A 25,705-nucleotide genomic window follows, 5' to 3' on the forward strand; every position below is an offset into this window, starting at 1 on the left:
AAGCCTGAAGGCGCGTAGAGTGACGGCCGTGTCCGACACGCCAGCCATCACCCCGGATCCTCTGCTCGCTTCCGCTCTCGCCGCCGATCTCGACGCCGCCGACTTCCGTTCGGAGCCGCTGCGCCGGCTCTGGGGAGAGGAGTACGACGACGCGCTCGCCCGAGGCCTGCGCGCACCGATCCTCCGCGCGATCGAAGGGGATGCCTCGCCGCTGGCCACTCTCGGACGACTCCTCGTGCTCGGCATCCCGCAGCCCGCGGCGGCCGTGGCCGATGCACTGCCGCGGACGGGGACCGCTGGACTCGCGGCGCTGGGCATGGCGCGCGTCGACGCGTCCGACATCCGACCGACCGCGCTGGTGCGTCCGCAGTCGTTCGTCGACGCGGACGGCATCGGCGAATGGTGGATCGCGAGCGATCTCGACGAGGTCGCGCTGGGGTCGGCGCTGCCGGCCGATCACGTGCTCGGTGTCGGTGGAGCCTCCCGGACGCTTGCCGAGCTCGTCATCCCCCACCCCGTGGGCCGCGCGCTGGATCTCGGCACGGGCTGCGGCATCCAGGCTCTGCTGGTCTCGCGTCACGCCGGCGCGGTGGTCGCCACGGACATCTCGGAGCGGGCCATCGCCTTCGCTCGCCTCAACGCGCTGCTGAACGGCGTCTCGAACATCGAGTTCCGGCTGGGGAGCATGTTCGAACCGGTCGCCGACGAGGCGTTCGACCTCGTCGTCTCGAACCCGCCGTTCGTCATCACCCCCCGCGCGGAGGGCGTTCCCGAGTACGAATACCGCGACGGCGGCCTGATCGGCGACGCCCTGGTCGAGCAGTTCCTGCGGACGGTTCCGGACCACCTGACCCCCGGCGGCATCGCCCAGCTGCTCGGCAACTGGGAATCGCGCTCCGGGGTCGCCGGTCTCGACCGGCTGCGGTCGTGGATCCCCGCCGAGCTGGATGCCTGGGTCATCGAACGCGAGGAGCTGTCGCCGCTCGCCTACGCCGAGCTGTGGATCCGCGACGGAGGGACGACGCCGAGGGATGCCGGATTCACACCGCTGCTCGAAGCCTGGCTGGATGACTTCGCCGCACGCGAGGTGACGGCGATCGGGTTCGGGTATGTGCTGATCCGGCGCTCTGCCCGCGTCACTGAGCCGTCCCTTCAGCTTCCTGAGCCTGTCGAAGGGCTCCGCCGCTTCGAACAGGTCGCCCAGCCGATCTCGCAGACCGGGAGGGCGCTGCAGGCGGGTCTCGCCGCGCACGATGCGCTGGCCCACGACATCCCGCAGACCCTGTTCGTCGCGGGCGACGTCACGGAAGCGCGTCATCTCATGCCAGGCAACGACGATCCGAGTGTGATCGAGCTGCGTCAGGGCGGCGGTTTCGGCCGCACGATCGCCGTCGACTCTGCGCTGGCGGCGTTCGTCGGCGCGTGCGACGGCGATCTCACGGTCGCGCAGATCGTCGCCGCGCTGGCGCAGCTGTTCGAAGTGCCGCTGCCCGAGCTCTGGGCCGATCTCGAGCCGCGCATCCGGCAGCTGGTCCTGGACGGATTCCTGACGCCTGTGCCGTGACCGCCGGCCGTGCCGCCCAGGACACCTGCACGACCAGGGAACAGATGCACGGTGAGATCGGCGGATCGGCCGTGCAGGTGTACCCGCGTCGTGCATCTGTGCCGATGCGCGCAGGAATACCCACCGCATTTCATGCGTTCGAATAAATCATGAAGGCTTTCGGATTCCTCTCGTTCGGCCACTACGCCGATGTCCCCGGTTCGTCGACGCGCACAGCCGGCGACATGCTGCGCCAGACGATCGAGATCGCCGAGGGCGCTGACGAGATCGGCGTGAACGGCGCATACGTGCGGGTGCACCACTGGGCGCGGCAGGCGGCGTCCCCCATGCCGCTGCTGAGCGCGATGGCCGCTCGTACGAAGCGCATCGAGGTCGGCACCGGCGTGATCGACATGCGCTACGAGAACCCGTTCCAGTTCGCTGAGGAAGCGGCCGCCCTCGACTACATCGCCGACGGACGCATCGCGCTCGGCGTGAGCCGTGGTTCACCCGAGACGGCGCTGCGAGGCTACGAGACGTTCGGCTACGTCGATGGCGAAGATCCGGAGCGCGGCAGCATCCTGGCTCGCGAGAAGTTCGATCTGTTCCTGCGCGCGATCGACGGCGAGCGGATCGCCCCCGGCGACCCGCGCATGGTGGGGCCAGGGCAGTACCTGCACGTCGAGCCGCATTCGCCGACGCTGCGGGATCACATCTGGTGGGGGTCCGGTTCGCGGGCGACGGCCGAGGCCACCGGCCGCATGGGGCTGAACATGATGAGCTCGACCCTCGTCACCGAGGCGACAGGTCAGCCGTTCCACGAGCTCCAGCGCGAGCAGATCGATCTGTTCCGCGCCGCCTACAAGGATGCCGGTCACACCGGCGCTCCTCGTGTCTCGGTGAGCCGCAGCGTCTTCCCGCTGGTCAGCGACATCGACCGGGCGTACTTCGGCCTGCGCAGCGAGGACGGCGACGACCAGATCGGCATCATCGACGGAATGCGTTCGACGTTCGGCAAGACGTACGCCGCCGAACCGGACGTGCTGATCGCGCAGCTGAAGCAGGACGAGGCGGTCATGGCCGCGGACACCCTCATGCTCACGATCCCGAACCAGCTGGGACCGGACTACAACCTGCACGTGCTGCAGGCCTTCGCCGAGCACGTCGCCCCGGCGCTGGGCTGGAAGCCGAACACCGAGGGTCCGGTGCAGGGCGACCCGGTCTGATTCGTCGCTTGCGCCCCGCGCTGGCCTGAGCGGATGGTCGCGATCACGCCGCTTCAGCCGCAGGACCGCGCGGACTGGCTTCCGCTCTGGAACGGCTGCCTGGCAGGGGCGCCCGGTACCCTGGAGATCATGCTCAACATGGCCGATGGCCTCGCTCGACTCGGCGCGCTCGCCGCCGACCCCGTCGTCCGCACCCTCGCCGATGCCTTCGCCGCGCAGGGCTTCGAACTCGCCGTCGTCGGCGGCCCGGTGCGCGACGCGCTGATCGGGCGACCCACCCACGACCTCGACTTCACCACGAATGCGTCGCCCGACGAGATCCTCGCGATCGTGAAGCCCATCGCGACCGCGCACTGGGACATCGGACGCGCGTTCGGCACGATCGGCGCCCGCGTGCAGGGTGAGCAGGTCGAGATCACGACCTATCGCGCCGACAGCTACGACGGGGTCACCCGCAAGCCGACCGTCGAGTTCGGCGACACGATCGACGGAGACCTCGTCCGCCGCGACTTCACCGTCAACGCGATGGCGCTGCAGGTTCCGGCGGTCAAGCTCGTCGACCCGACCGGTGGAGTGGAAGATCTCGTCGCCGGCATCCTGCGCACTCCCGCCGACCCGGCCGTCAGCTTCGGCGATGACCCGCTCCGGATGCTGCGGGCCGCACGCTTCAGCGCCCAGCTCGGCTTCGCCATCGACGACGCGACGCAGGACGCGATCGCCGACCTCCGCGGGACGCTGGAGATCGTGAGCCCCGAGCGCGTCCAGGGCGAACTGATCCGCCTCATGCAGACCGACGACCCCGTCCGCGGCATCCGGGTCCTGGTCGACACCGGCCTGATCGAGGAGTTCCTGCCCGAGGTGAGCGCCCTGCGCCTCGAGGTCGACGAGCACCATCATCACAAGGACGTCTACGAGCACTCGCTGACCGTGCTGCAGCAGGCGATCGAGCTCGAGCACTCGCGGCATCCGGGAGCCGAACCGGATGTGGCGCTGCGCATCGCGGCGCTGCTGCACGACATCGGCAAGCCCCGCACCCGCAAGCTCGAGCACGGCGGCGCGGTCACATTCCACCACCACGACGTGGTCGGCTCCCGCATGGCGCGCAAGCGCCTGCAGTCCCTGCGCTTCGATGGCGAGACGACGGATGCCGTGGCCCGACTGATCGAGCTGCACCTGCGCTTCTTCGGATACGCGGAGGGGACGTGGACCGACAGCGCCGTCCGCCGCTACGTGCGCGACGCAGGCGACCTGCTGGATCGCCTGCACATCCTCACCCGCGCCGACGTCACGACGCGCAACCGCCGCAAGGCCGCGCTCCTCGCGCACGCGTACGACGACATCGAGTCCCGCATCGCCGCGCTGCGCGAGCAGGAGGAACTGGATGCCATCCGCCCCGAGCTCGACGGCAACCAGATCCAGGAGATCCTGGGCATCGCCCCCGGCCGCGAGGTGGGCGAGGCCTACCGTTTCCTGCTCGAGGTGCGCCTCGACGAGGGCGTCATCGGTCCGGATGCCGCGCAGCGGCGTCTGCGCGAATGGTGGGCGAACCGGAGCTGACTCTCACCGATCCCGACGTCAGCAGCCGCAGGAGCGGCCGATGACGAGGTGCGCCTCGACCACCATGTGCACGGGCTCGTGCGGTGGGCCCAGCAGTGCTTCGACGGCCGCCTCGGCCATCTCGGCCAGCGGCTGCGCGACGGTCGTCAGCGTCGGCCAGCTGTAAGCGGCATCCAGCGATCCGTCGAACGAGACGATCGCGACGTCCTCCGGGACGCGCAGCCCGGCCTCGTGCGCTGCCTTGAGCACCCCTCGACCCATCTGGTCGGAGCTGACGAAGAGCGCCCGCGGCACAGCATCCGATCGGATCAACCGGCGCATCGCCTCGTACCCGCCGTCCGGGGTGAACCAGCCCCGCGCGATCGGACCGGGCTTCAGGCCGAGGCGCTCCAGGCTCTCGCGCCATCCGGTCTCGCGGCCGTCCTCCTCGTCGCCGGTCGTGCCGCCGATGACGATGCCGATGTCGTCGTAGCCGTGCCCGGCGAGGTGCTCGACCGCGAGGTGGGCGCCGTGCAGGAGGTCGACGCCCACCGAATCGCGCGTCGGGACACTGGCGCTGTTGTTCAGCATGACGATCGGGATGCCGGCGATATCGAGATTGCGCAGATCGGGCTCGAAGACCGTGCTGCACAGGAAGATGCCGTCGACGAGCCGGCCGGCCAACTGCTCGAGCTGGGTGCGCTCGGTGGCGACCGACGAGTCGGAGCTGGACGTGATGAGCATGTACCCGCGCTTCGCCGCCGCGACCTCGACCTCGTGACCCAACTGGGCGAAGTACGGGTTCGTGGTCGTGGGGGTGACCATGCCGAGCATCTCGGTGGAGCCGAGACGCAGCGCGCGGGCGGACGGGTTCGCCCGGTAGCCGAGCTTGGTCACGGCATCCCGTACCCGCTCCTCCGTATCCGCACCGACCCGCTTGGTCCCGTTGACGACGTAGCTGACCACAGCCGGGCTCACCCCGGCGAGCTTCGCGACGTCGTTTCGGGTGGCCCTGCTCGGGGAGGAGGAAGAGGAGCGGGACACGGCGCCATCCTAGCCGCGCGCGGCCTCGGCCAGCCGTCCGTCGTCGTCGACCGGAACGTCGAGCTGAGCCGGAGCGTCGCCGAAGTCCGGGATCGACAGACGCTCGCCGCCACGGAGCGCGGAGCGGTGCGCGATGATGCCGGGCAGCGTGTAGCGCGCGGCCTCCCACGCGTTCACGGGCGGCAGCGTGCGCGTCGCGACGGCCGTGGCGAAGTCGTCCACGAGGAAGTGGTGGCTGCCCTCGTGGCCACTGGGCAGGCGCTTGAGCGATTCGGGCAGTCGTGACGCGTCGTGCACGGGGGCGAGTCCGGAGATGAACGCGTCGCGCAGCGCGGGGTCCACCCCGGCGAGCGATGGGTCGTCCGCGGACATCGACGGCTTCGTCTCGAGGAGCTCGGAGACGTCCTCGTAGCCCTCTTTGTTCTGCCAGACGGCGTTGGCGACGAGCTGCTCGAAGCTGCCCTCCGTGCCGAAGTAGCGGAACCGCGACTCGCGCAGGTGCGACGGGTAGCCGACGCGACGGAACTCGTTGATCCGCATGCTTCCGCCGCCGTCCAGCTCGAACAGAGCGGTGGCGTTCGAGAAGTCGTTGTCGAACATGCTGACCTCGCGGTCGAACACGCCGTCGCCGCGGTCGTCGCGCACCCCGATGCAGCTGACGCTGACCGCGTGAGAGCCGATGGCCCCGATCACGCCCCCGACCGAGTGCGTCGGGTAGAGCATGGGCGGGTAGCTGGCTGTGCTCTTCCACTCCTCGCCGCCGCTGTACTGGTAGGCGGCGTAGAAGCCGAGGTCCATGTCGTGGACGTAGTCGCCCTCGGCGTAGAAGATGCGACCGAACGCGCCCTCGGCCTTGCGCCCCCTGGCGTACACGGTCGCCGGGTTGTAGTAGCTCGTCTCGCCCATCATGTATGTGAGCCCTGTTTCGCGGACGGCCTCGATGATCGCCGCGATCTCGTCCTCGCTGATCGCCATCGGGACGGCGGAGTACACGTGCTTGCCTGCGCGCAGCGCGCGGACCACGAGCGGGCCGTGCGTCCAGCGCTGCGTGAAGATCGCGACGGCGTCGACGTCGGATGCGAGCAGCTCGTCGAAGTCCTCGACGGTACCGGCGAGGTGCTCGCGTTCGGCGAGCTCCGTCGCGCGTTCGGGAAGGACGTCGGTCACGACGACCGATGAGACGAAGGGGTGGGCGTTGAAGAGCTTCGCGAACTGGCCCGCGAACTGCCCTGCGCCGACGATGCCGAGGGAGAAGGTCTGGTGTGTCATGCGCGAGAGTCTTCCACAGGCGGTTACACGAGTCAACCGCTGGTTCTCCGCGGAAAAGCAATTCAGAACTTGCCCTTGCGCCCGGATAGTGACTCGTGTAACTTCACGGGCATCCTGATCATCGCATAACGACGGAGTATGAAGATGACAACGAGCACGATCGTCCTCGGGCGTCGCGGAGCGACGCGTGACGGGGGAGCGAGAACGCGAAGAACGCGAAGTGATCTCAAAACCGCCCTGCTTTTCATCGCCCCGGCGTTGATCGGTCTGATCCTGTTCTACTTCGTACCGACCATCCGCGGCCTGTACCTCAGCTTCACCGAATACAGCGTGCTGGACGACCCGACGTGGGTCGGCACGGCGAACTACGAACGCCTCGCCCATGACCCGCTGTTCTGGAACGCTCTGGGCGTCACGGTGCAGTACGTCGTCATCAACATCGTTCTGCAGACCGCGATCGCCCTGGGGCTCGCGCTTCTCATGCAGCACGTCGCGCGCTCGACCGCCGTACGAGGGATGCTGCTGATGCCGTATCTCATGGCGAACGTCATCGCCGCACTGCTGTGGTTCTGGATGCTGGATTACCAGCTCGGCATCGTGAACAACATCATCGAGTGGCTGGGGCTGCCCCGCGTCGCCTTCTTCGGCAGTGCGGAATGGGCTATCCCGACGCAGGCCCTGATCAACACCTGGCGGCACATGGGCTACACCGCGCTGCTGCTGTTCGCGGGGCTCCAGGCGATCCCCGGCACGGTCTACGAAGCCGCGAAGCTGGACGGCGCGAATCCTTTCCAGACGTTCGGCCGGATCACGCTGCCGCTGCTGCGGCCGGTGATCGCGCTGGTGCTCGTCCTCACGGTGACCGGATCCTTCCAGGTCTTCGACACCGTCGCCGTCACCACGCAGGGTGGCCCGGTCAACGCGAGCAGGGTGATCCAGTACTACATCTTCCAGAAGGCGTTCACGCAGCTCGAGTTCGGCTACGCGTCCGCTCTGGCGATGATCCTGTTCATCATTCTGGGCATCGTCGCATTCGTGCAGATGAAGCTCCTCCGCGGCAATGAATCCGACCTGGCGTAGCGAAAGGAAGAGGCCATGACCACGACCACGACCATCGTCACCCAGGGGCGCCGCATCCGACGGCGCGTGACCTGGGGTGCCGTCTTCGGCTGGATCTGCCTGGGAATCGCGATCGCGATCAGCATCCTGCCGTTCTACTGGGTGCTGCGCACCTCGCTGTCGATGAACAGCGGCCTCGCAGCCAACTCGTCGAGCCTGCTCCCCGTCGACGTCAACCTGGGCGCGTTCGCCCGTGTCTTCGGGCTGCAGTCCACCGAGGAGGCGCTCGCGCAGGGCGGCTCGGGCGCGGAGATCAACTTCTGGCAGTACCTGTTGAACTCCACGATCTTCGCCACGCTGACCACCGCCGGCGCGGTGTTCTTCAGCTCGATGGCGGCCTACGCGTTCGCGCGACTGCGCTGGAAGCACCGCGACCTGGTGTTCGGGCTGTTCCTCGCGACCGTGCTCGTGCCGCCGATCTTCACGGCGCTGCCGAACTTCCTGCTGATCAAGAACCTGGGGCTGCTGGGGACGATGTTCGGCATGATCCTGCCGTACATCTTCATGACCCCGTTCGCCATCTTCTTCATGCGGCAGTTCTTCCTGAACATGTCGCGAGAGGTCGAAGAGGCCGCGATGATCGACGGCGCATCGCAATGGCGCATCTTCGTGCAGGTCGTGCTGCCCAACGCGGCGGCGCCGCTGGCGACGCTGGCGCTGCTGACGTTCATGGGGCAGTGGAACGAGTACTTCTGGCCGCTGCTCGTGTCGGACGAGAGCACGCGCGTGCTCACGGTCGGGCTCGGCACGTTCAAATCCCAGTCGCCGCAGGGCGCCCCTGACTGGTCCGGCCTGATGGCCGCGACGCTCGTCTCGGCCGTGCCGGTGCTGATCCTGTTCGCCGTCTTCGGCAAGCGGATCGTCAACTCCATCGGCTTCAGCGGACTGAAGTGATCATGAAGGGACATCGGATCATGAGTCGCACGTTCACCAGGGTCGGAGCCGGCGCTCTCGCCGTGCTGTCGGTCGCAGCCCTCGGCGGATGCGCCGCCGGGGATGACCCGAACGTCATCGACTACTGGCTGTGGGACGCGAACCAGCTCCCCGGCTATCGGCAGTGCGCCGCGGACTTCAACGCCGCGAACGGGGATCTCACGGTGAAGGTCACGCAGCTCGGCTGGGACGACTACTGGGGAAAGCTCACCAACGGGATGGTCGCCGAGAACGCACCCGACGTGTTCACCAACCATCTGTCGAAGTACCCGGACTACCTGCGCTTCGAACAGCTCGTCCCGCTGGATGACACGGAGGTCGACTTCGATCGGTATGCCGATGGTCTCGCCGATCTCTGGGTCGGGCAGGATGGTCAGCGGTACGGCGTGCCGAAGGACTGGGACACCATCGCGCTGTTCTACAACCGCGACATGCTCGCGGACGCCGGCATCGGCGAGGACGAGATGGCCGAGCTCACCTGGAACGCCGAGGACGGCGGAACCCTCGAGGAGGTCATCGCGCATCTCACGATCGACTCCGCCGGCGTGCGCGGCGACGAGGAGGGCTTCGACAAGAACGATGTCGAGGTGTACGGCATGGGGCTGGCGAACTCAGGGTCGGGGATGGGCCAGGCCGAATGGAGCTGGTTCACCGGCACCACGGGGTGGAGCCACACGAACGAGAACCCGTGGGGCGACCACTACAACTACGACGACGAGCGCTTCCAGAGCGCGATCACGTGGTGGGCCGGCTTGATCGAGAAGGGGTACATGCCTCGGCTCGAAACGACGATCGGCGCATCGATGCCCGACAACTTCGGCGCAGGGCGCGCGGCGATCAACTCGCACGGATCCTGGATGATCGGGCAGTACGCGAGTTATGACGGCATCGATCTCGGCATCGCCCCGACCCCGATCGGACCCGAGGGCGAGCGCGCCTCCATGTTCAACGGGCTGGCCGATTCGATCTGGGTCGGCACCGACAACCTGGCGGGGTCGAAGAAGTGGGTCGAGTACCTCGGCTCACCCGCCTGCCAGGACGTCATCGGTGATCAGGGCGTGGTGTTCCCCGCCATCCTCTCCTCGGCCGATCGCGCCGTCGCCGCCTATGAGAAGCGCGGGCTCGACGTCTCGGCCTTCACCGAGCACGTCACGGACGGGACCACCTTCCTCTTCCCGATCACGGCGAACGCCGCGCAGATCGACGGGATCATGAAGCCCGCGATGGACTCGATCCTGACCGGCCAGGCGGATGCCGGTTCGCTGACGACGGCCAACGATCAGGTGAACAAGCTGTTCGAGAACGCGGGAGAGGATGCCGCGGACGAGTGAGCGTCGTCCCGCAGCGCCGCTTCAGACGCGGCGCTGCGGGACGACGATCTCGAGGCGGTTCACAACGGTCGCGTCATCTCGGCCCGAGCTCTGCAGGGAACGCCAGGGCTCGGGGTCAGGATGCCGGCGCTACCCGATCTGCTCCCAGGCGCCGTTGCGCTTCGACCCCGGCTCCTCGCCGCGGGTCCACCACTTCGCGCGCCAGATGCCGTCATCGAGGCCGACGATGTCCCCCGTGTCGAACACGCGGCTCGCCGTCCAGATAGCGATGCCGTCGGCGGTCGCCGAGATCTCCTGCCAGGCGCCGTTGCGCTTCGACCCCGGCTCCTGCCCACGCGTCCACCACGAGGCGATCCAGACGGAGTCGCCGTGGGTCACGACATCCCCGTCGTCGTAGATCGTCGTCGCGGACCAGTCCGCCGGCGCCTCGGCCGATGCGGCGTCGTCTCCGACGACGATTCCACGACCGTTGGTCGCGATGTAGACCCGGCCGAACACGTCCGGGTCACCGGTGATGTCGGCGCCGATCCATCCCCATTCGTGCTCGTCGTCGTTGATGCGCTGCCAGGTCGCCCCGTCATCGATCGACCGGAAGACCCCGCGCACGCCGTCGCGGGACGCCGCGGTGTAGATCGCGGGTGTGCCCGCTCCCGTAGCCGACTTGCCGAACCCGATCGTGTCGGCTTCGTCGAAGCCCGGCACCGCGGTCCAGGTCGAACCGCCATCGCTCGATCGCCACAGGCCGTACGTGCTGTCATCCTCTCCACCGGCCAGCCACACGTCGCCGATCGAGCCGGGCATCGCCTGGAAGCGCGCCGGACCTGCCGTGGGCAACGTCCCTTCGCTCACTGCCTGGAAGCTCGCCCCGGCATCCTCCGACCGGTAGAAGGTCCCGGCGGCGAAGCCGTACATGCGCGCGGGCAGGACTCGATCGCTCTCCACGCGCGCACCCGCCGGGAGGCCATCGGACTCTGCCCATGTCGCGCCGCCATCGGTGGACACGCGCGCCGCCGCTCCGGTCGGCGCCCAGACGATCGCTGATCCGTCCGCGTTGACCGTGACGGTGCCCGGACCGCTGGCGCCGTCCGCCGCGGGTGAGGTCGTCCAGTTCTCGCCGCTGTCGGTCGACGCCGCCACGACGTGCGCACCACCGGCATCGGTGCCGGCCCGTACGATGACGTTCGATGCGCGCCCTGCGACGTCGACGCTCGTGCCGCCCCCGAAGTACGGGTCGCGGAAGCTCTGCGGCACGGTCTCGAGATCGTCGTGCACGAAGCCGCCGAGGTCGAGCATCGCGGATACGAGATCGACGTCGCCCGCCGGCGCCACGACCTCCTGGATCGCGGTCTCCTCGATGCCGTATGCCTCTGGGGTGATATGAATAACGCCGCCCGGCTCATCCCAGGCGGTGAGGTCCTCGCTGCGGTAGATCGTGGCCCCGGTGCCGTACATCAGCTCGTCCGAGTCGAACGGGTCGATCTCGAGCGCCGACGTCATCCAGCCCAGCTTCGGCGTCGGCTCCGCCCACGCCATCGGCTCGCCGACCTCCTTGCCGAACGACAGCCAGGGCACCCCGTCGATGGACTGCTCGTAGCGACGCGTCATGGTCGCCGCGCCGTCCTCGCCGTAGGCGTAGTCCCAGATCGGCGTCCAGGTCGCGCCACGGTCGGTCGAGCGGAAGATCAGGATGTCGGGCCACCACTGGATCTGCGTCGCCACCATGATCGTGTCGGGGTCGCTGCGGTCGATCGTCAGGCCGCTGAAGCCGAAGTCGCCGCCGACCGGACGCTGCGTCGGCGTGATGTCCGTCCAGGAGCCGTCGTCCAGACCGTAGCGCCAGACGTCGCCATCCGACCCGTCGTAGGGCCCGGACGTGCTGCTGGTGGTGATGTACAGGGATCGACTCGCCTCGTCGATGATCCCGTCGTGCGGCAGGAATCCCGTCGGTGCCCCCGCTACCGGCTGCCACGTCGCTCCCGCGTCATCCGAGCGGTAGAGGATGTCGTCGGTGTCCGCGACCGCTGCGAAAAGGGTGCGGGTCGGTTCGCCTTCGGCGGTGGATGTCGTGTCGAACGCTGTCCACAGCACGCCGAGGTTCGAGGTCAGGTACGAGTTGTCCGAGCCGGGCTCCGGAACGAAGTCGCCGACGTTGGGGAACGCGGCGACCTGCTCGAAACTCACGCCGGCATCCGTCGAGCGCCAGAGCCCCTGACCCTGCTCTGCGCCGTAGTACAGCACGTCGTTGTCGCTGGGGTCGACCTGCAGGCGCTCGCCGATGCCGCGCCCCGGCATGTTCCCGCCGACCTTGAAGGGCAGTGGTGTCGCCTCCCAGGTCGCCCCGTAGTCGTCCGATCGGAGGATCGCGCCGTTGCTCGGATCCCAGTCGTTGGTGTACATACCGGTGGCGGCATAAACGCGGTTCGGGTCGACCGGATCGGTGGCGAGACTGAGCACACCGAGCCGATTCCAGTCGTCCCAGCCGACGTGATCGAGCAGCGGCACCCAGCGGTCGGTCTCCCGATCGAGGCGGTACGCCCCGCCGATATCGGTGCGGGCGTAGACCAGTCCGGGTTCGGTCTGGCTGTAGATGATGCCGGGAACGTAGCCACCGCCGCTGATCGCGGCGTTGGACCAGGTGTAGTCGGATGCCGGCGCATCGGATGCCGCGGCCTGTGCGGCCGGAGCGACGAAGGCGAGCGGCACCAGAGCCCCGATGGTGACGGACATCGCAAGCGGGGAACGTCTGAATCTCACGGAAAACACTCCTGTCGTGTTCGTGGACGGTCTTCTTCGACCGTTCGCGACACTATCGAAGCGCTTCGAGTCTGTCGAGAGGCATTTCCTGGCGAATCGGCGGTGCGCCCGATTCGGGCAGTAGCGGATCAGCGGATCACAGCATCCGGAGCACTATGTTGATCACCACGACGAGAGCGACGACACCGATCCACACCCAGCGGGTGCGACGCTTCAGGCGCCGACCCGAGGGGGCGACTCCCGGCGGCGGAGTGATCATCCCGACCGGGGGCGCGAACGGCAGGCCGGTCATGCCGGGCGCCACGGCGCCGGAGTCGGGCATGGCACCGAGGCTCACAGCCGCGTTCTGGCTCGCCCGCAGTCGCTCGTCGCGCCAGCGCGCCCACTGGTCGAACTTGGTGATCAGCGCCCCGACCGCACCGAACAACCACGCCCATGTCGCCGGATCCAGCGTCGACGCCTGACGCTGCGTGTACAGGAACAGCCAGTCGTCGACGATCTCGACATCCAGCTGGGCGGCGCTGTCGATGAACCGCGCCATGATGTCGGGGGTGAAGAGGTAGAGCGCATCCTGCTCGTACCCGGCGGGGCAGTACAGCGTGAAGTACTGATCGAAGTCGCCCTCGAGCGACAGGTGCTGATCCTTGTCGAAGGATGCCGGCAGGTTCGACCCGAACCCGTTGTTGCCCACGGCATCCAGAACGATGTTCGGCAGCGGCACGTCCAGCTTCACCGCGACGTACCCCCAGTGGTAGGTCGTCGAGCTCTTGCCGTGCTTGATCGTGTACTGGTAGTTGCCGAACTCGACGAAGCGGGGGCTGTGCCCGCGCACCAGCCTGGTCGAGCGCCGCGCATTCCCGTTCTGGAAGATCATGCCCGGCAGGCCAGGATTGTCCACCCGATCCTCGTAAGTCATGTTGTTCGCGGCCGCGAACCGGCTCAACCGATACCGCGCCACGCGCCCGCGCCGATGGGTGACGAGGGCGAGAGCGCCGATCGCGGCGAACAGGATGCCGAAGATCGCGAACGGCAGGATCGCCGCTGCGGGGAATCCCTGCGTCGCCATCGCGACGAACGAGATGATCACGATCGGCAGCGCGATCGCGACGCAGAGCACGCCGATGATGATTCCGATGATGGCGCCCGCGGTCATGCCGGCGCCGGATCGCCGCGCGCGCATCTCGGCGACGAACGCGCTCACCGCGGCCGGGTCGACCGGCTCGGTGAGCGGGCTCGCGTCGAAAGCGACGGCGGGTTGGGACTGGCTCACCGATTGACCTCGTCACCGGTCCACGAGAGATCGGCGCCCTCGGGAATCAGGAGGGCCTCCAGTCGCTCGTCCGCGCAGATCGCGGCGACGAGGTCCTCGGATCCGGCCACGACGGTCGAGTCGAAATCGATCTCGCTCACCATCACCCAGGCGCGATCCGTCGGCCACAGGATGCTGGGGTGCTCGGTGCGCGGCTCGAAGCCCTGCTCCTCGCGCGTCCGGTCGGTCCAGGGTGCTTCGTGAACCCAACCGGCGTCGGCGAACACCGATGGCGCGGCGGAGAACAGGACGTGGTCGCGATCCGGCAGTTCGAGCCGCGCGCCCTTCGAGATCTCGTCGGACAGGGTGCCGGGGTGCCACGTCGGCTTCGCATACGGGTTGTTGAACCGGTCGTGGAAGCTCTGGTCCAGCACAGCCTGGTGGTTCGGGTCGCCGAGGAACCCGAGGTAGGACCGTGACGGTGCGGACTTGAGAGCGCCGACGATGTCGCCCCATCCTTCCCACACGGCGGCGAATCCGGCATCCGGAGTCGTGGTGTGTGCAACGAGGTGCGCGGCCAGCGCGGCGAGAAGCTCGGGCGCCATGCTGCCCTCTTCGGGGGACGTGAACTCGCGTCCGTCCGGAGCGATGCGCACCTCCCAGCCCGCGCCCTCGGGCGTCCGCACGATCCGCTGCCACTGCGCGAGCGGATGCATCGTCGTGCCGAAGGCCGCAGCCGTGTCGGCCCAGGTGATCTCGCGATCGTCGAACAGGGCGATCAGACGCTGCTGCTCGGCATCCGGCGTCCGCACCCACTCGTCCATGTCGGGCACGGGGCGGCCCGGAAGCGAGCGCACGCGCGCGGGATGGAACACCCTGGCGTACGCCGGAAACCCGTGCGGCACGTACTCGTGGTCGTTCATGCGTTCGCGCAGCCATGCGCCCACCGACTCGGGATCCGCCACCCACTCCATGCCTCAACGGTACCCGGCGCCCGACGCGACCACGCTGGGGCCGACACCGCCCCCGCACCGGCCGGCCCCGCACTCGACGGGCGAACCGGCCGACCGGGCTCCGCACCGGCCGTTCACCGCGCGGTCGCCTCCCGGCAACGCGCGCGTGTCACCATGCCCGCCGTGCGCATGCCACTCGTCACCGTGATCCTTCCCGCGAAGGATGCCGCGCCCTACATCAGCACGACGCTCGAGACCCTGACGCGCCAGTTCGAGGACTCGGACGCCCTCAAGCTCGTCGCGGTCGACGACGGGTCGTCGGACGGCACCGGGGCGATCATGCGCGCGTACGCCGATCGCTTCCGGCACGCCGAGGTCATCGCGAACCCGAAACCCCTCGGGCTGGCGACCGCACGCAACCAGGGCCTCGACCACGTCGAAGGAGAGGCGTTCTGCTTCATCGACGGCGACGACTGGATGCAGCCGGGTCGGCTGCGCGTGCTCACCGGCCGCCTCCACGAGCTCGAGTGCGACTTCCTGCGCACCGACCACGTCCGCGTCACGGGCATCAAGCGCTCCCTCGTCCGCGCGCCGTACGCCTGGCGCGGACGGGTCGCCTCGCCGCGTGACGCTATTCTGCCGGCCGACGACACCACCATGGTCGACTACCCGTATGCCTGGGCAGGCATATTCCACCGTCGGCTCATCGATCGGGGGCTGGCCGTCTTCGACGACGGTCTGTTCACGGCCGAGGACCGCCCGTGGATCTGGCGCCTTCACCTGCACGCGCGCTCCTTCGCCGTCGTCGACGCTCCCGCACTGCTCTACCGCCGCGGTCTGCCGACCTCGCTCACGCAGGTCCGCGACCGCCGACAGCTCGACTTCACCCGCGCGCTCGCCGCAGTGCTCGACACGGTGGAGCAGGATGCCGAGGCTCAGCAGTTCCTGCCGAAGGCGGTGTGGACCGTGCTCGCGCTGAGCTCGCACCACCTCGTGCGCTCGCGCCGGATGACACCGGTGCTGCGGCGGGAGATGCGCAGCGGCATCCGGGAGCTCCTCGCGCGCCTGCCTGCCGACCAGGCCGAGGCAGCGCTGTCCCGACTCGACGGCCCCCGACGCCGGGTGCTGGCGCGGAGCCTGCGACGGGCGGAGCGAGCATGACCCGACTTTTCATGCTGCACAGCGCATATGGGCTTGCGACAGCGGCCGCCGCGATCGACGCAGCTCTGTTCGACGACACTCACGAGAACGTCCTGCTGCCGGTCAACACCGCGCGCATCCCGGAGACGGCCACCGGCATCGACGCCCAGCAGAGCCTCGCCACGCTGCGGGCGCGGTTCGCCAGGTCCGAATCGCTGGATGAACTGCTCTCGCCGCGGCATCCGTCCACGTGGAAACCCCACGCGCCCGACCTGCCGATCCTGCGGCGGCTGCTCACTCGCGCCTGGGATCTCGACGAGGACATCGAGCTCTGCGTGCAGAGCCCTCAGGTCGCACCGGCGAAGACGCTCCTCTCACTGTTCCCGAACGCACGCATCACGATCATCGGCGACGGGCTGATGACCTACTCGCCGATCCGCGTCGATCTCGGCCGAACCGTGGTCGAACGCGTCGGCCGCGTCGTCTACGCCGACGTCGTGCCCGGCGTCGCACCCCTCGTCTTCAGCGAGGCAGGGGCGCAGCGGGTGCCCGTGCCTGCCGACGCGTTCCGGACCGCACTCGCCGAGACGGTCGTGCCCGATCCGGACCTGGATGCTCTCGCCGATGGGACGCCGACGGCGCTCGTGCTCGGCCAGTACCTCGCGGCGCTCGGACTCGTGGCCCCATCCGAAGAGATCGCGATGCAGCAGCAGATGATCGACCGGGCCATGGCGTGGAATCCGACGCGCATCGTCTTCAAACCGCATCCGTCCGCGCCACCGGCGGTCACGTCGGCGCTGCGCCAGCGCGCCCGCCGGCACGGCGTGACGCTGGTCGAGTACGACGGACCCACCCCGGCCGAGCTCGTGGCGGAGCGATTGGATGCCGCAGTCGTCGTCGCCGGTTTCTCCACGGCCCTCCCGACAGTGCGCACGCTGTACGACCGGCCCATCGCCTCCGCGGGACTCGACACCGTACTCGCGCGGCTGGCGCCGTACGAGAACAGCAACAGGGTGCCGGTCGTCCTCGTCGACGCGCTCACGCGCGCGGACTCGCGCTACCGGGATCCCGAGCGGCTGCAGCTGCTCATCGACGCCGTCGGCTACGCCATGCAGCCGCGAATCGCCGCTCACCTTCGGCCGCGGGCCGAGCAGCTGCTGCAGACGATGGATGCCGCGGAACGCGACCGCTACTTCGCCCCCGACCGGCTCATCGCGCTCGGGCTTCCCGGTGCGCCGAGGGAGCGCATCGTGGCGCGGATGCTCCGCTCGCGGGGCGGAGTGGGGCGCGCGGAGGAGATCCGTCTCACGGTGGCGGGGGCACGGCGACGCGCCGGACGGGCATGGAAGGCGGCACGAGGAAGATGACGCACGAGCACGAGCACGAGCACGAGCACGAGCACGAGCACGAGCACGAGCACGAGCACGAGCACGAGCACGAGCACGAGCACGAGCACGAGCACGAGCACGGGGGCGCAGCACCAGCATCGACGGTGGCGATCATCCCGGCACGGGGCGGCTCCAAGCAGGTGCCGCGCAAGAATCTCCGACGGGTCGGCGGGCTGCCGCTCGTCGAACGCGCCGTGCGCGCGGCGACCGCGGCATCCGGAGTCGACCTCGTCGTGGTCTCCACCGACGATGCCGAGATCGCCGCGGTCGCGACCGCCGCCGGCGCACGCGTGGTCGCTAGGCCCGCGGAGCTCTCGGGTGACACGGCCTCGTCCGAGAGCGCGGTCCTGCATGCGCTGGACGAGCTCGAGGGCTCCGGCATCCGCGTCGGCACCGTGGTGTTCGTGCAGGCGACATCGCCGTTCATCCCGTCCGGGGGGATCGACGAGGCCGTCGCACTCATCGCCGATGACTGTTTCGACAGCGTGTTCTCGGCGCACGAGACCTACGGGTTCCTGTGGCGTCGCGACGAGGGCGGCGCGGCGGCGGCCATCAACCACGACGCGGCGCACCGCCCCAGGCGCCAGGAGCGCGAGCCGCACTACCTCGAGACCGGGGCGTTCTACGCGTTCACCGCCGCCGGATTCCGCACCGCCGGGCACCGCTTCTTCGGCCGGATCGGGATCGTCGAGGTGCCGGAGCAGACCGCGGTCGAGATCGACGACGCCCATCAGCTCGCGATGGCCGCAGCCGTCGCCGGCCTCGTCGACCCGAAGGAGGATCGCATCGACGTGCGAGCGGTCGTGACCGACTTCGACGGCGTGCACACCGATGACACGGCGCTCGTCGACAGCGAGGGGCGCGAGCACGTGCGGGTCAGCAGGGAGGACGGCATGGGGGTCTCGCTGCTGCGTCGCGCCGGCATCCCGATGCTCATCCTGTCGACCGAGACCAACCCGGTCGTGCGGGCTCGCGCCGAGAAGCTCCGGGTGCCGGTGCTGCACGGCATCGACGACAAGGCGACCGCGCTGACCGGCTGGGCGGCCGAGCAGGGCATCGCGCTCAGCGAGATCGCGTACCTCGGCAACGACGTCAACGATCTCCCCGCCATGCGGATCGTCGGATGGCCGGTGGCCGTCGGGAACGCTCATCCGGCCGTGCGGGAACAGGCGCGGGTGGTGCTGAACCGCAACGGCGGGCAGGGTGCTGTTCGCGAACTGGTCGAGAGGGTGTTGCCTCGGTGACCGGTGCCGGTAACCGCCAGGTCGCGTGACGTTCACCGGCGCGGCGTACCCAGGAGAGACAGGGTTTCACGACTGGAGGACGACATGACCGTAAGCATCGGATCACACGTGATCGGCGGCGGAAACCCCGTCTACGTGATCGCCGAGATCGGACTGAACCACAACGGCGATGTCGAACTCGCCAAGCGACTCATCGACGTCGCAGCCCGCAGCGGTGCGAACGCGGTGAAGTTCCAGAAGCGCACACCCGAGATCTCGACCCCCGAGCACATGCGCGATGTGCCGCGCGAGACGCCGTGGGGCACGATGACCTACCTCGACTACCGCCGCCGGGTCGAGTTCGGCCGCGACGAGTACATCGCGATCGGCGACCACGCCACCATGCTCGGCCTCGACTGGTTCGCCTCGCCGTGGGACGTGCCCAGCGTGCACTTCCTCGAGGACCTCAACGTCGTCGCCCACAAGGTCGCCTCCGCCAGCCTCACCGACACCGAGCTGCTCGAAGCGCTGCGCGCGACGGGCAAGCCGGTGATCCTCTCCACGGGGATGTCGACGCTCGACCAGATCGACCGAGCGCTCGAGGTGCTCGGCACCGACCGCGTCGTCCTCATGCACGCGACCTCGACGTACCCGATGGAGCCGGAAGAGGCGAACCTGCGGGTCATCGCGTCGCTGCGCGACCGGTACCCCGGCATCCCGGTCGGATACTCCGGCCACGAGCGCGGACTGCAGATCTCGCTGGCCGCCGTCGCGATGGGCGCTGTCGCGGTGGAGCGGCACATCACGCTCGACCGCACCATGTGGGGCTCGGACCACGCCGCTTCGCTCGAGCCCACGGGCCTCGACCACCTCGTCCGCGACATCCGCGTGATCGAGACGGCGCTCGGTGACGGCATCAAGCGCGTGTTCCCCGGCGAACTCGCCCCGATGGCGAAGCTGCGCCGCGTACCGGCATGAGCGCCCGCCTCCGCGTCGTCGCGATCGCCGATGCCGACTCATTCGTCAAGTGGTCGGCATCGCTGCTGGCGGGTGTCGACGGCATCCGTCGGCATCTGCTCGTCGTGACGACCCCGCTGACCGTGAGCCGCGCCCAGGAGGGCGCGGCGCTGGCCGGCACCGGCTTCACGGATGCCGAGGTCACCCGGCTCTCGTTCGACGAGGTCCGCGGCTGGCTCGCCGGACACCAGCCGGATGCCGTGGTCCTCGCGGGACGCGGCGCCTTCGTGCGGCTGCTCGGCGCGCAGATCGACCGGCTCGAGAAGCGGCCGGTCGTCGTCGGAGGACTGCCGGGGATGTCGATCCCCGCCCAGCGCGGAGCGCTGGAGTACCGGAAGCACTGCGATCTGGTCGTGTTGCACTCGCACCGCGAGCGGCGCGCGTTCGCGGAGCTCGGCGCGCGCATCGGCGTCGACGTCCCGCTGGGGCTGGCGACGTTGCCGTATGCCGCACCGTCGGAGCGACCCGCGTTCGTCGAGCGGGTCGAAAGGGTCGCGACGGCCTCTCGGTCGCACGCGCGTTCCGGCTCGGTCGGCACTGCGGTGCTCGCTCGACGCCCGGTCGGAACGGCAGGGGCACAGGCGACCCTGCGTCCGCCGGCGACCGACCTCGTGTTCGCCGCGCAGGCCATGGTCCCGGTCGAGCGCCACGAGCGTCAGGCGGTTGCCGACATCCTGGTCAGGGCGGCTGAGGCCGATCCGCGCCGTCGGGTCGTCGTGAAACTGCGATCGCGCCCTGGCGAGGCCGAGACGCACCTCGAGCACGACGCGTATACCGACCTGTTCCGGTCCCGTCCGGACAACCTCGTGTTCTCCTACCAGCCCATGTCCGTCGCGCTGGAGCGTGCCGAGGGCCTGGTGACGGTGAGCTCGACCGCGGCGATCGAGGCGCTCGCCGCCGGCGTGCCCGTCATCGCCCTCGACACGTTCGGCGTGCGCAAGTCGCTGCTGAACACCGTGTTCATCGGCAGCGGCCTGCTCGGCGGCGGCGAAGAGGTGTTGCGGCGGCAGTTCCGGCATCCGCATCCCGGCTGGATGTGGGACAACTACTTCCACCCGGCATCCGAGTCCGGCTGGTGGCGCGATGTCGAGACGCTCATCGCCCGTCGGCGTGCCGGCGAGCTCGCGCCGCGACCCGTGCCGCCGCCGCGTGGCGGCGCGCTGCACGAGGCGTGGCATCGCAAGAGCGTCCTCGGCTCCGCCGATCGCAGCCTCAGCGGCGCCGTGGCGCTGGCGATCGGAGCGCCGCTCGTTCGCGGCATCCTGTCTCGTCGTCGCACCTCGGCCGACACGTGGTCCGAGACGGGTACCGACTTCACTCTGGAACCGGCCCCGCACGCGGACTCGCTGCGCCGATGATTCGTCGGTTCGCGACACGCCCGGAACTCCGGTAGACTGTCACGGTTGTCTGCCTGCCGGCATCCATTCGGATTCCAGGGCGGACACGTGCACACACCCTCCTGCTTCCAGGAAATCCTTGGAAGCCGTTCTAGTCCGAAGGAGGTGGGTAAGTGACGCACCAGTACGAACTCATGGTCATTCTGACCCCCGAGATCGACGAGCGCCAGGTCGCCCCGACACTGGACAAGTTCCTCAAGGTCATCACCAACGATGGTGGCTCTGTGGACAAGGTCGACATCTGGGGTAAGCGCCGTCTGGCCTACGAGATCCAGAAGAAGACCGAAGGCATCTACGCCGTCGTGAACTTCACCGCGACCAGCGAGGCCACCCAGGAGCTGGACCGTCAGCTCGGCCTCAACGAGCAGATCATGCGCACCAAGGTGCTGCGTGCTGAAGAGGCTCAGGCGATGGTTGCCGCGGAGGCGAAGCGCTCCGAGGAGAAGGCCGCTCGCAAGTCCAAGGCTGCGAAGGCCTAAGACCCATGGCCGGCGAAACCGTCATCACCGTGGTGGGAAACCTCACGGCCGACCCCGAATTGCGTTACACGCAGAACGGGCTGCCGGTGGCGAACTTCACCATCGCATCGACGCCGCGCAACTTCGACCGTGCCGCGAACGAGTGGAAGGACGGCGAAGCGCTGTTCCTCCGCGCGTCCGTCTGGCGCGAGTTCGCCGAGCACGTGGCCGGGTCGCTGACGAAGGGCATGCGCGTCATCGCGCAGGGCCGTCTGCGTCAGCGCTCGTACCAGGACCGTGAGGGCAACAACCGCACGGCCATCGAGCTCGAGGTCGACGAGATCGGACCGTCGCTGCGTTACGCGACGGCACAGGTCACGCGTGCGGCTTCCGGTGGTGGCGCCGGTGGCGGGCAGTCGCGTCCGCAGCAGCAGGTATCCGAGGAGCCGTGGTCCACACCCGGTTCGTCGACCAGCGCTGACGCCTGGAGCACTCCGGGCAGCTTCGGCGACGACACCCCGTTCTGAACAAACACTTCATTTAAGGAAAAACCATGGCTGGAAAGTCGAGCGGCGACCGCCGCAAGCCGCGGAAGGGTGGCAAGCCCACCGCTCCCGCGAAGTCGATCCGGGTCGGCGTCATTGACTACAAGGACGTCGCGACCCTTCGCAAGTTCATCTCGGAGCGTGGCAAGATCCGCGCCCGTCGTATCACCGGTGTCTCGGTTCAGGAGCAGCGTCTGATCGCCAAGGCGATCAAGAACGCGCGCGAAATGGCGCTCCTGCCCTACGCCGGCGCTGGCCGCTGAGGGGTACGGACATGGCAAAGCTGATTCTCACGAACGAGGTCGCCGGGCTCGGAAGCGCCGGTGACGTGGTCGAGGTCAAGAACGGGTACGCCCGCAACTACCTCATCCCCCAGGGCTTCGCTACGGCGTGGACCCGTGGAGGCGAAAAGCAGGTCGACCAGATCCAGGCCGCCCGCAAGGCGCGTGCGATCCACGACCGCGACGAGGCCGTGGCGCTCAAGGACAAGCTCGAGGGCACCAAGGTCCGTCTGGCCGTCAAGGCCGGCGCGACGGGTCGCCTGTTCGGTTCCGTCAAGACCGCCGACGTCGCGAACGCCGTCGAGGCCGCTGGTCTCGGCAGCATCGACAAGCGCAAGGTGCACATCACCAACGCCATCAAGGCGACCGGTGAGCACGAGGCCACGGTTCGTCTGCACGACGACGTGACCGCTGTCATCACCCTGCAGGTCGTCGCCGCCAAGTAAGGCGCGATCCTCACGAACGCCGTCCTCCTTTCGGAGGGCGGCGTTCGTCGTCTCCGGGTGTGCGGCCGAGAAGCCGGAGCAGGGCGTTCTCGGGCGATTGCTTCGTGTCGACGAATCGGCCCTTCCGCGCGGCGGCCAGCACACGAGGATCGATGTAGCTCGCCCTGGCGACGGCTCGGGTGTTCCCGAGAGCTGCGGCCACAGCATCGACGGCAGCGCGCTCGCGGACCTCGGCATCCTCGTCGGACTGCTCGGCGAGGATCAGCGCTGCCGTCGTCGTGCCGCGGAGCGTGCGGAAGTCCTTCGCGGTGAAGGGCTCGCCCGCGGATGCCGCGAGGAACGCGTTCACATCGGCGGGACCGATCGCACGGCGCCGGCGCCCGACGCTGTACCGCAGCAGGAACGCCCGGGGCGGATGCGCCGGATGCATCATGATCCAGGCCGCGAGGTCCTCGTCGTCGAACGCGATCGTATGGACGAGGTTCATCTTGCCGCGGAACGACAGCGTGATGTTCGCGTCGTTCCAGGTGATTTCCGCCCACCGCAGCGTCGTGAGTCCTCGGGTCCCGTAGCGGCGCAGGTATCCGGGAGACCCGACGCGGATCGCGGTGCGGTCGAGGAGGCGGAACGCGACCGCGAGCACGCGGGCGCGGTCATCGTCGGAACGCAGGGCACGCGTGGCCTGGGCTCGCAGTGCAGGCAGGGCCGCTGCGAGCCGCAGCGCCCGCTCGAACTTCTGCCCATCGCGGCGCGTGCGCCAGGCCGGGTGGTAGAGGTACTGACGCCGCCCCGCGGCATCCGTTCCGACCGCCTGCAGGTGCCCGTCGGGGTCGGGGCTGATCCAGACGGAGGTCCACGCCGGCGGGATCACCAGGGCGGCGATGCGCTTGCGGTCGTCGCTGCTCACGGCCGTGCCATCCGGGTGAAGATAGCGGAAGCGGTCGCGTGAGCGCACTCGACGGATGCCCGGTACGGATGCCGGGTCGACACGATGGATGCGCGGCATGTCCACCTCCTCGGTCACAGCAGACCGCGCGGGTGTCCGGCCGTCAAGGGGCTTGAGAAGGGGCGTGGAGCGCGCGACGGATGCCCCGAGGGACGAACTCGGGGCATCCGCCTGTTGTGCACGCGGTCGTGCCGATTATCGGCAGCGTGGAGGCACGGGTCGGGTGGCCCGGCCGTTCATCGCGCGCACGGACCGGACGGGATCGGCGGCTCCTCCCCCGAGGACGCCGACCCGGTCCGGCGTCCTGAGCTACGCCGAACCGGGGCGCAACCGTGCTGGTCGGCGCTGGGGGTGGGCGTCGACCGTCTCGATGTTGGGGTCCTCCGCCGCCGGAGCCGGTTCGGCCTGGGGAGCCGAGTCGGCTTGGGGAGCCGGGCTCTGGCGGGAGACCTGGGGGATCTCCCGCATGGGTACGACGGCGGAGGCCCCGGCCTCGGAAGATTCGGGGACACGCAGAGCGTGCGAGGGGAAAGCGGGCATGGTTCAGCTCCTGACCGAGGGGTGATCCGGGTGGCGCGCGCACGTGCGCGCAGCACCGCATGGCCGTCCGCGAGGGACGGCGCGATCACCGATCAGTCAGGAGAGACGTCGGTGCCGGCGACCGGTGACGACGGCAGGGCGTCGTCCGGAACGCTGTGGGTCCGCATCCAGCCGTGGAGCGGGTTGGGGAAGGCGTCGCCGAGGCGAGCGCTGTCCGTGGAGGAGCCGCCGCCGTGGCCGGCGGCGGAGGTCGGAGCGGTCGAGGTGCTCACGGGCAGCACCGCGCTGTCGGAGGCGGGAGCGCCGGGGCTGCCGGTCTGACCGACCGGCGTCGGTGCGGCCACCGAAGGGCTCGCTGCCGGCCATGCGGATGCCACGATGCGGGTGAACTCGGGATCGGATGCCGCGGTGGCGGGCGTCTCTGCGAGCGACGAGGCGTCGGGTGCGGGCAGCGTCTGTGTGGCTGTCGGCGGTGCCGTGCGGATGGCGTCAGCGGTCAAGGAGACGTCTGGCGTCGTAGGTGTGAAGATCGGCGAGGACGGCGTCGTGGGGCTGGCGACGACCACGTCCGGACGGGTGCCGCCCACGATCGGGGTGGTCGGGGAGGTCGGCGTGACGATCGGGCCGATGATCGGCTGGACGACGTCGTCGACGACAGGCGCCACGATGGGGCGGACGGCGTCATCCACGATCGGGCGGACGACGTCCGTCACGATCGGTTGCACGATGCCTTCGACGACCGGGGTCACCACCGGCTGGACGATGTCCGTCACGACGGGGCTGACCACGCCCTTCACGATCGGAGTCACCACGGGTTCGATGACCGGCTGGACGACGTCCGTCACGACCGGGTTGACGACGTCCTCGACGACCGGCGCCACGACCGGCTGAACCACGTCCTCGACGACCGGCGCCACGACCGGCTGAACGACGTCCTCGACGACCGGCTGAACGACCTCGGACACGACCGGCTCGACCACCTCGGTCACGACGGGCTGAACGATGTCCTCGACGGCATCCGTGACGGGCGCGACCACATCGGCGACCGTGTCCGTCACGCCGCTGACCACGGCGGTCAGACCCGCGGCATCCGCACTCTCGTCGGAAGCATGCGCTGCGCCGGGGCTCGCGAGGAGGGTGATCGCGGTCCAGGCGAGGATGCCGAACGCGCTCCACAGGACACCGTGCGACAGTCGGTGTCTGACTGATGTGGAGGCCACGCTCACCTCCCCCTCCGAAGCGAAACGCTGTCGGCGCGCTGCGCGCCGCTGCGCCGAGGTTACTCCGGCCGACCGGCGACTGTCCAGAGCCTGCGGCGCCTCTGTTTCGCCGTCCTTCCTTCCATGACGCGCCCGGACGAATCGGGA

The 25,705-nt window shown here is 69.1% G+C and carries 23 protein-coding genes; 15 read left to right on the top strand and 8 right to left on the bottom strand.

What is annotated here, in order from left to right:
• Nucleotides 1-19 precede the first annotated feature (19 nt).
• The 3 genes from ACWAT3_RS09390 to ACWAT3_RS09400 all read left to right on the top strand — a co-directional run bounded on the left by ACWAT3_RS09390 (nucleotide 20) and on the right by ACWAT3_RS09400 (nucleotide 4,326).
• Entirely contained in the window at nucleotides 20-1,564 is a 1,545-nt protein-coding gene (locus tag ACWAT3_RS09390; RefSeq protein ID WP_460797864.1) for a class I SAM-dependent methyltransferase, read from the top strand.
• Nucleotides 1,565-1,713: 149 nt separating this feature from the next.
• Complete coding sequence (locus ACWAT3_RS09395; protein WP_460797866.1) at nucleotides 1,714-2,769, top strand: LLM class flavin-dependent oxidoreductase; 1,056 nt, start codon at nucleotides 1,714-1,716, stop codon at nucleotides 2,767-2,769.
• A 129-nt stretch (nucleotides 2,770-2,898) separates the two neighbouring features.
• Nucleotides 2,899-4,326 carry a CCA tRNA nucleotidyltransferase gene (locus ACWAT3_RS09400; protein ID WP_460798560.1) on the top strand — a complete coding sequence of 476 codons (1,428 nt, stop codon included), beginning with the start codon at nucleotides 2,899-2,901 and terminating at the stop codon, nucleotides 4,324-4,326.
• Between the two features lie 18 nt (nucleotides 4,327-4,344).
• On the opposite strand, the gene ACWAT3_RS09405 is transcribed toward ACWAT3_RS09400, so the two are convergent.
• Both ACWAT3_RS09405 and ACWAT3_RS09410 read right to left on the bottom strand, forming a co-directional pair.
• Complete coding sequence (locus ACWAT3_RS09405; RefSeq protein WP_460797867.1) at nucleotides 4,345-5,349, bottom strand: LacI family DNA-binding transcriptional regulator; 1,005 nt, start codon at nucleotides 5,347-5,349, stop codon at nucleotides 4,345-4,347.
• Nucleotides 5,350-5,358: 9 nt separating this feature from the next.
• Complete coding sequence (locus tag ACWAT3_RS09410; RefSeq protein WP_460797869.1) at nucleotides 5,359-6,618, bottom strand: Gfo/Idh/MocA family protein; 1,260 nt, start codon at nucleotides 6,616-6,618, stop codon at nucleotides 5,359-5,361.
• Nucleotides 6,619-6,756: 138 nt separating this feature from the next.
• Here ACWAT3_RS09410 and ACWAT3_RS09415 point away from each other — a divergent pair, with 138 nt between their 5' ends.
• From ACWAT3_RS09415 to ACWAT3_RS09425, 3 genes are read left to right on the top strand one after another with little or no spacing between them, the layout of a single operon-like run.
• Nucleotides 6,757-7,698, top strand: a complete 942-nt coding sequence (locus ACWAT3_RS09415; protein ID WP_460797871.1) for a carbohydrate ABC transporter permease — start codon at nucleotides 6,757-6,759, stop codon at nucleotides 7,696-7,698.
• A gap of 15 nt (nucleotides 7,699-7,713) precedes the next feature.
• Nucleotides 7,714-8,631 carry a carbohydrate ABC transporter permease gene (locus tag ACWAT3_RS09420; RefSeq protein ID WP_460797873.1) on the top strand — a complete coding sequence of 306 codons (918 nt, stop codon included), beginning with the start codon at nucleotides 7,714-7,716 and terminating at the stop codon, nucleotides 8,629-8,631.
• Between the two features lie 20 nt (nucleotides 8,632-8,651).
• Nucleotides 8,652-10,001, top strand: a complete 1,350-nt coding sequence (locus ACWAT3_RS09425; RefSeq protein ID WP_460797874.1) for an ABC transporter substrate-binding protein — start codon at nucleotides 8,652-8,654, stop codon at nucleotides 9,999-10,001.
• 129 nt (nucleotides 10,002-10,130) lie between these two features.
• Here the strand turns inward: ACWAT3_RS09425 and ACWAT3_RS09430 are convergent, their stop codons facing one another.
• From ACWAT3_RS09430 to ACWAT3_RS09440, 3 genes are all read right to left on the bottom strand, one after another.
• Nucleotides 10,131-12,728 carry a carbohydrate-binding protein gene (locus ACWAT3_RS09430; protein ID WP_460797876.1) on the bottom strand — a complete coding sequence of 866 codons (2,598 nt, stop codon included), beginning with the start codon at nucleotides 12,726-12,728 and terminating at the stop codon, nucleotides 10,131-10,133.
• A gap of 163 nt (nucleotides 12,729-12,891) precedes the next feature.
• On the bottom strand, nucleotides 12,892-14,025 hold the full coding sequence (locus ACWAT3_RS09435; RefSeq protein ID WP_460797877.1) for a hypothetical protein: 1,134 nt from the start codon (nucleotides 14,023-14,025) through the stop codon (nucleotides 12,892-12,894).
• Entirely contained in the window at nucleotides 14,022-14,978 is a 957-nt protein-coding gene (locus ACWAT3_RS09440) for a hypothetical protein (protein WP_460797879.1), read from the bottom strand. The genes ACWAT3_RS09435 and ACWAT3_RS09440 overlap by 4 nt, the downstream gene beginning before the upstream one ends.
• A gap of 168 nt (nucleotides 14,979-15,146) precedes the next feature.
• Between ACWAT3_RS09440 and ACWAT3_RS09445 the strand changes: the two genes are divergently transcribed.
• From ACWAT3_RS09445 to rplI, 9 genes are all read left to right on the top strand, one after another.
• Nucleotides 15,147-16,118, top strand: coding sequence for a glycosyltransferase family 2 protein (locus ACWAT3_RS09445; RefSeq protein WP_460798561.1), 972 nt, complete (start codon nucleotides 15,147-15,149; stop codon nucleotides 16,116-16,118).
• Nucleotides 16,115-17,464 carry a polysialyltransferase family glycosyltransferase gene (locus ACWAT3_RS09450; RefSeq protein WP_460797881.1) on the top strand — a complete coding sequence of 450 codons (1,350 nt, stop codon included), beginning with the start codon at nucleotides 16,115-16,117 and terminating at the stop codon, nucleotides 17,462-17,464. Before ACWAT3_RS09445 ends, ACWAT3_RS09450 begins: the two co-directional genes overlap by 4 nt.
• A complete protein-coding gene (locus ACWAT3_RS09455; RefSeq protein WP_460797883.1) occupies nucleotides 17,461-18,729 on the top strand; it encodes a cytidylyltransferase domain-containing protein in 1,269 nt (422 codons plus the stop codon). Before ACWAT3_RS09450 ends, ACWAT3_RS09455 begins: the two co-directional genes overlap by 4 nt.
• Nucleotides 18,730-18,813: 84 nt before the next feature.
• Nucleotides 18,814-19,686 carry an N-acetylneuraminate synthase family protein gene (locus tag ACWAT3_RS09460; protein WP_460797885.1) on the top strand — a complete coding sequence of 291 codons (873 nt, stop codon included), beginning with the start codon at nucleotides 18,814-18,816 and terminating at the stop codon, nucleotides 19,684-19,686.
• Nucleotides 19,683-21,083 carry a DUF6716 putative glycosyltransferase gene (locus ACWAT3_RS09465; RefSeq protein WP_460797887.1) on the top strand — a complete coding sequence of 467 codons (1,401 nt, stop codon included), beginning with the start codon at nucleotides 19,683-19,685 and terminating at the stop codon, nucleotides 21,081-21,083. Before ACWAT3_RS09460 ends, ACWAT3_RS09465 begins: the two co-directional genes overlap by 4 nt.
• Nucleotides 21,084-21,235: 152 nt before the next feature.
• On the top strand, nucleotides 21,236-21,601 hold the full coding sequence (gene rpsF, locus ACWAT3_RS09470; protein ID WP_429458997.1) for a 30S ribosomal protein S6: 366 nt from the start codon (nucleotides 21,236-21,238) through the stop codon (nucleotides 21,599-21,601).
• Between the two features lie 5 nt (nucleotides 21,602-21,606).
• Nucleotides 21,607-22,107, top strand: coding sequence for a single-stranded DNA-binding protein (locus ACWAT3_RS09475; RefSeq protein ID WP_429458995.1), 501 nt, complete (start codon nucleotides 21,607-21,609; stop codon nucleotides 22,105-22,107).
• Nucleotides 22,108-22,133: 26 nt separating this feature from the next.
• Nucleotides 22,134-22,388 (top strand): 30S ribosomal protein S18, encoded by a 255-nt coding sequence (gene rpsR, locus ACWAT3_RS09480; protein ID WP_071641238.1) that lies wholly within the window; start codon nucleotides 22,134-22,136, stop codon nucleotides 22,386-22,388.
• 11 nt (nucleotides 22,389-22,399) lie between these two features.
• A complete protein-coding gene (gene rplI, locus ACWAT3_RS09485; protein ID WP_460797889.1) occupies nucleotides 22,400-22,852 on the top strand; it encodes a 50S ribosomal protein L9 in 453 nt (150 codons plus the stop codon).
• 10 nt (nucleotides 22,853-22,862) lie between these two features.
• On the opposite strand, the gene ACWAT3_RS09490 is transcribed toward rplI, so the two are convergent.
• The 3 genes from ACWAT3_RS09490 to ACWAT3_RS09500 form a co-directional block, all read right to left on the bottom strand.
• The gene (locus ACWAT3_RS09490; protein WP_460797891.1) at nucleotides 22,863-23,858 is read right to left on the bottom strand and encodes a DNA topoisomerase IB; all 996 of its coding nucleotides are present in this window, start codon (nucleotides 23,856-23,858) and stop codon (nucleotides 22,863-22,865) included.
• A 249-nt stretch (nucleotides 23,859-24,107) separates the two neighbouring features.
• Nucleotides 24,108-24,338, bottom strand: coding sequence for a hypothetical protein (locus ACWAT3_RS09495; RefSeq protein WP_460797893.1), 231 nt, complete (start codon nucleotides 24,336-24,338; stop codon nucleotides 24,108-24,110).
• A gap of 92 nt (nucleotides 24,339-24,430) precedes the next feature.
• Nucleotides 24,431-25,558: a hypothetical protein gene (locus ACWAT3_RS09500; protein WP_460797895.1), complete on the bottom strand. Its 1,128-nt coding sequence runs from the start codon at nucleotides 25,556-25,558 to the stop codon at nucleotides 24,431-24,433.
• Nucleotides 25,559-25,705: the final 147 nt, after the last annotated feature.

Source organism: Microbacterium sp. GXF0217, from assembly GCF_054798195.1.

Coding starts and splice junctions, on each gene's coding strand:
- ACWAT3_RS09440 (WP_460797879.1), bottom strand. CDS start 14,978: ATGGAGTGGGTGGCGGATCCCGAGTCGGTGGGCGCATGGCTGCGCGAA.
- ACWAT3_RS09455 (WP_460797883.1), top strand. CDS start 17,461: ATGACGCACGAGCACGAGCACGAGCACGAGCACGAGCACGAGCACGAG.
- ACWAT3_RS09425 (WP_460797874.1), top strand. CDS start 8,652: ATGAGTCGCACGTTCACCAGGGTCGGAGCCGGCGCTCTCGCCGTGCTG.
- ACWAT3_RS09450 (WP_460797881.1), top strand. CDS start 16,115: ATGACCCGACTTTTCATGCTGCACAGCGCATATGGGCTTGCGACAGCG.
- ACWAT3_RS09395 (WP_460797866.1), top strand. CDS start 1,714: ATGAAGGCTTTCGGATTCCTCTCGTTCGGCCACTACGCCGATGTCCCC.
- ACWAT3_RS09400 (WP_460798560.1), top strand. CDS start 2,899: ATGCTCAACATGGCCGATGGCCTCGCTCGACTCGGCGCGCTCGCCGCC.
- ACWAT3_RS09410 (WP_460797869.1), bottom strand. CDS start 6,618: ATGACACACCAGACCTTCTCCCTCGGCATCGTCGGCGCAGGGCAGTTC.
- ACWAT3_RS09430 (WP_460797876.1), bottom strand. CDS start 12,728: ATGTCCGTCACCATCGGGGCTCTGGTGCCGCTCGCCTTCGTCGCTCCG.
- ACWAT3_RS09445 (WP_460798561.1), top strand. CDS start 15,147: ATGCCACTCGTCACCGTGATCCTTCCCGCGAAGGATGCCGCGCCCTAC.
- rplI (WP_460797889.1), top strand. CDS start 22,400: ATGGCAAAGCTGATTCTCACGAACGAGGTCGCCGGGCTCGGAAGCGCC.
- ACWAT3_RS09465 (WP_460797887.1), top strand. CDS start 19,683: ATGAGCGCCCGCCTCCGCGTCGTCGCGATCGCCGATGCCGACTCATTC.
- ACWAT3_RS09420 (WP_460797873.1), top strand. CDS start 7,714: ATGACCACGACCACGACCATCGTCACCCAGGGGCGCCGCATCCGACGG.
- ACWAT3_RS09415 (WP_460797871.1), top strand. CDS start 6,757: ATGAAGATGACAACGAGCACGATCGTCCTCGGGCGTCGCGGAGCGACG.
- ACWAT3_RS09475 (WP_429458995.1), top strand. CDS start 21,607: ATGGCCGGCGAAACCGTCATCACCGTGGTGGGAAACCTCACGGCCGAC.
- ACWAT3_RS09495 (WP_460797893.1), bottom strand. CDS start 24,338: ATGCCCGCTTTCCCCTCGCACGCTCTGCGTGTCCCCGAATCTTCCGAG.
- ACWAT3_RS09460 (WP_460797885.1), top strand. CDS start 18,814: ATGACCGTAAGCATCGGATCACACGTGATCGGCGGCGGAAACCCCGTC.
- ACWAT3_RS09490 (WP_460797891.1), bottom strand. CDS start 23,858: ATGCCGCGCATCCATCGTGTCGACCCGGCATCCGTACCGGGCATCCGT.
- rpsR (WP_071641238.1), top strand. CDS start 22,134: ATGGCTGGAAAGTCGAGCGGCGACCGCCGCAAGCCGCGGAAGGGTGGC.